Annotated in this window: 4 protein-coding genes; all 4 read right to left on the reverse strand. The window is 59.4% G+C overall.

The genetic code is table 11. The annotated features are described in order from the left end of the window. Window positions 1–11: 11 nt before the first annotated feature. The gene (locus ACILRN_RS16245) at window positions 12–1040 is read right to left on the reverse strand and encodes a chemotaxis response regulator protein-glutamate methylesterase (protein WP_395690007.1); all 1029 of its coding nucleotides are present in this window, start codon (window positions 1038–1040) and stop codon (window positions 12–14) included. Beyond that, window positions 1037–1927, reverse strand: a complete 891-nt coding sequence (locus tag ACILRN_RS16250; protein WP_395690008.1) for a CheR family methyltransferase — start codon at window positions 1925–1927, stop codon at window positions 1037–1039. The genes ACILRN_RS16245 and ACILRN_RS16250 overlap by 4 nt, the downstream gene beginning before the upstream one ends. Further along, the gene (locus ACILRN_RS16255) at window positions 1924–2391 is read right to left on the reverse strand and encodes a chemotaxis protein CheW (protein ID WP_395690009.1); all 468 of its coding nucleotides are present in this window, start codon (window positions 2389–2391) and stop codon (window positions 1924–1926) included. The genes ACILRN_RS16250 and ACILRN_RS16255 overlap by 4 nt, the downstream gene beginning before the upstream one ends. A 3-nt stretch (window positions 2392–2394) precedes the next feature. After that, window positions 2395–3575, reverse strand: a 1181-nt coding sequence (locus tag ACILRN_RS16260; RefSeq protein ID WP_395690010.1) for a chemotaxis protein CheA, incomplete at its 5' end; no start/stop codon positions are given.

The following is a 3575-nucleotide window of genomic DNA, read 5'->3' on the forward strand; positions in this document are numbered from 1 at the left end:
GATACACTCCACTATGGCCTGCTGGCCGTTGCCTCGATCACAGCATGTCCGATACGTGCGATTGAATACTGCATGTCAACCGCACCGAGCTCCATTGCCGCCTTCGGCATGCCGTAGACGATGGAGCTTGCCTCGTCCTGTGCGATCGTCCGCCCACCCGCCTGATGGATGTCAAGCAGACCCTGGGCGCCATCACGACCCATACCTGTGAGCAGGACTCCAATCGCCCGGGGGCCAAGAGAGCGCGCCATGGAAGAGAAGAGACGGTCGACCGACGGGCAATGACCGTTGATCAGGCCACCCGGCTTCAAAGCACAGGCGAATGTCGTACGGCCCGCGACCTCAAGATGCAGATCCCCGCCGGGCGCGATGTAGACAGTTCCGTTGGCCAGCGGCGCACCAATACTTGCTTCGACGACCCGTGGCGCACACATCTTGTCAAGCCGCGTCGCCAGGTTGCGGGTAAACACCGGGGGCATGTGCTGGGTGATCAGGGTCGGTGGACAGTTGGCTGGGAACGCCGTGAGGACCGAAATCAAGGCCTCGACACCGCCGGTGGACGAGCCAATTCCAATCACCTTGCCATCTGGCTGGTAGGATGCACTGACCTTTGGTGTCTGGACAACCGCCTGAACAGTCGGCGCACGGCGCTTGACCTTGGCCGCGATCTTGATCTTGGCGGGCAATTCATCAAAACTATTGGGATTATCCGCTGATGGCTTCACAACACAATCCACTGCACCCAGCGCCAGAGCAGCGATCGTGGTATCGGTTCCTTTTGCCGTCAGTGTTGATACCATCACCACCGGCATCGGCCGCAGCCGCATCACCTTCTCAAGAAACGAAAGGCCGTCCATCTCTGGCATCTCGACATCGAGTGTCATCACATCAGGCGTCAGCAGCTTGATCAGCTCACGCGCCTGCTGGGCCGACTTGGCAGATCCAACGACGTCAATCTCAGGATCATTGTCCAGAACACGGCTCACCAGCTGCCGCATGGTGGGCGAGTCATCAACAACAAGCACCTTGATCGCAGTCATGTCAGCGCTCCTCCCCGCTTGCGGTAAACGGTGGTTCCATCAAGCTTGAACAGCACCTCGGCCGGGCCAATCAGCCTCTCTGAATGACCAAGATAGAGATAGCCACCAGGCCGGATGAGGCTCGATATACGGTTCAGAAGCCGCATCTGCGTCTTCTCATCGAAATAGATCACCACGTTACGACAGAATACGGCATCAAACGGGCCGCGCATGGGCCATGCACTGATCAGGTTGAGCTGCCGGAACGTGACCAGGCCCCGCGGACCTTCATCAAGACGGCTCTGCCCCGCGCCTGCCGACTCGAGCCAGCTGCGCCGAAGCTCTGGCGGAATGCCGGCAATTTCTTCGGCGGAATAAACGCCGCGGCGGGCTGTTTCGAGTACCTGGGGGTTGATGTCTGTTGCCAGAACGCGGACATCATAGGACCTGGCATCAGGCAGGCTGGACAGCACCGTCAGCGCAATCGAATAAGGCTCCTGTCCACTGGAACAGCCCGCAGACCAGATGCGCAGGCGCTTGCCCCCGCGGATGTCCTTGACGAGCGGAGACACAATCTCTTGCCTCATGTGTTCAAAGTGATGCGGCTCCCGAAAGAAACGGGTCACATTGGTTGTGAGCGCAGAAATCATCTGGGCACGTTCGGCACTGCCGCTCTCGGAGCCGATCAGGGCGCAGTATTCGCTGAAACTCTCGAGCCCAAGGGCCCTGAGGCGCTTGGCAAGTCGGGAGTAGACGAGGTTTGCCTTGGTCGACGGCAAATGGATGCCTGCGTCTTCATAAAGCGCAGTAGCGATGAACTCGAAATCGCCTGTCTCGAAGCCAAACTCGCCAGCCGCGAGCGGCTGTGGCTTGGGCGAAGCCACAGAGGTCGCAGCGGAATGTCTCATGCCGCCTCGAGCTCCATGGCAGGCAGAACATTGTCCAGCGTGATGACGGAGATCATGCGGCCATCCATGGCAATGACGCCGCGCACAAACATGCGTGCAAGATTTGAGGCAACATCCGGCGTGGGTTGAATGCTCGAGTCCTCGACTGACAGAATGTCAGAGACCGAATCAACCAGCAGACCGGCCGCACGTTCGCCAACCTGCGCCACAATGATCACGTGACGAGCCGTTGGCTCGGTTCCAGGCAGCCCCAGCCGAACACCGAGATCGACGATCGGCAAGACAACGCCACGCAAATTTATGACGCCACGGATGTATGCAGGGGCACGTGGTATTGCGGTCGCGGGGGTCCAGCCGCGGATTTCCCGGACTGACATGATGTTAATGCAGAACTCCAGGCTGCCTGTGCGGAAGGCGACAAATTCTGCTTCGCGGGCAAGATCCTTGGGTGATTTCTCGATCATGGCTCAACTCGCTTTTGCAAGAGAATTCTCGGAGGGGCTCCACTCGTGATGGCGCAGGCCAACCAGCGCATCGACATCGAGGATCATGGCAACCCGCCCATCACCAAGAATCGTGGCGGCGGCAATGCCGTCAACGCGCTTGTAGTTGGTTTCAAGACTCTTGATCACCACCTGCCGCTGATCCTGAATATTGTCGACAAGCAATGCGCTGCGGCTGCCATTTGCTGTCTCGATCAGAATGGCGACGCCGGAGCGCACCTTACCGGCAATAGGGCGGACACCCAGCTCAGCACCGACGTCTATGAGGGGAACCATTACATCACGTACGCGCAGAACAAAGGAATTGTCGCCAACGGGATAAATGCGGGACTGTTCATGCTTTACCGTCTCAACAATTGCCGTCAGCGGGATGACGAATGTCTGGGCGTCGACCGTAACCACGATGCCATCGAGAACCGCCAGCGTGAGAGGCAGGCTCAGCGTGAAGCTGGACCCCACGCCAGGTGATGATGCGATGGAAATCCGCCCACCGAGCGCCTGGATCGAGCGCTTGACCACATCCATGCCAACGCCGCGGCCGGAGATGTTGGAAATCGCCTGAGCCGTTGAGAAGCCCGGCAGAAACAGGAGATTGTCAATCTCGCTGTCGCTAAGTTGGGCATCGGCGGGCACAAGGCCGTTGGCAATTGCCTTCTGCAACACGCGCGGGCGGTTGATGCCTGCACCATCATCGCTGACCTCGATGATGACGCGCCCGGAGCGATGTGCCGCGGCAAGCCGCACCGTGCCTTCCGGGGCCTTTCCGGCGGAAACGCGCTGGTCCGGAGTCTCGAGTCCGTGATCAACGGCATTTCTGATCATGTGGGTGAGTGGGTCGGCAAGCAGTTCGACCACCGTCTTGTCGACCTCGGTCGCCTCTCCCTCGGTACGCAGGCGCACATCCTTGCCTGTCGCATCAGCCACTTCGCGCACAATGCGTGACATGCGCTGAAACAGAGGGCGCACGGGCTGGGCTCGAATGGCCATGACACTTTCCTGGATTTCACGCGTCAGGCGTTCGAGTTCCTCAAGGCTGCTCGTCACCTCACGATCGCGGACATGGCTGGAGTGGAGAACGCGCTGCGTGAGCATGGCCTGATTGATGACAAGTTCGCCAACCAGGTTGATGAGCCGGTCGACACGGT

It is taken from the genome of Aestuariivirga sp. (assembly GCF_044238155.1).
Classification (GTDB): Bacteria; Pseudomonadota; Alphaproteobacteria; order Rhizobiales; family Aestuariivirgaceae; genus Aestuariivirga.

What these genes read in the sequence shown, in the direction of transcription:
- ACILRN_RS16245 (WP_395690007.1), bottom strand. Translation starts at nt 1,040, where the DNA reads ATGACTGCGATCAAGGTGCTTGTTGTTGATGACTCGCCCACCATGCGG.
- ACILRN_RS16250 (WP_395690008.1), bottom strand. Translation starts at nt 1,927, where the DNA reads ATGAGACATTCCGCTGCGACCTCTGTGGCTTCGCCCAAGCCACAGCCG.
- ACILRN_RS16255 (WP_395690009.1), bottom strand. Translation starts at nt 2,391, where the DNA reads ATGATCGAGAAATCACCCAAGGATCTTGCCCGCGAAGCAGAATTTGTC.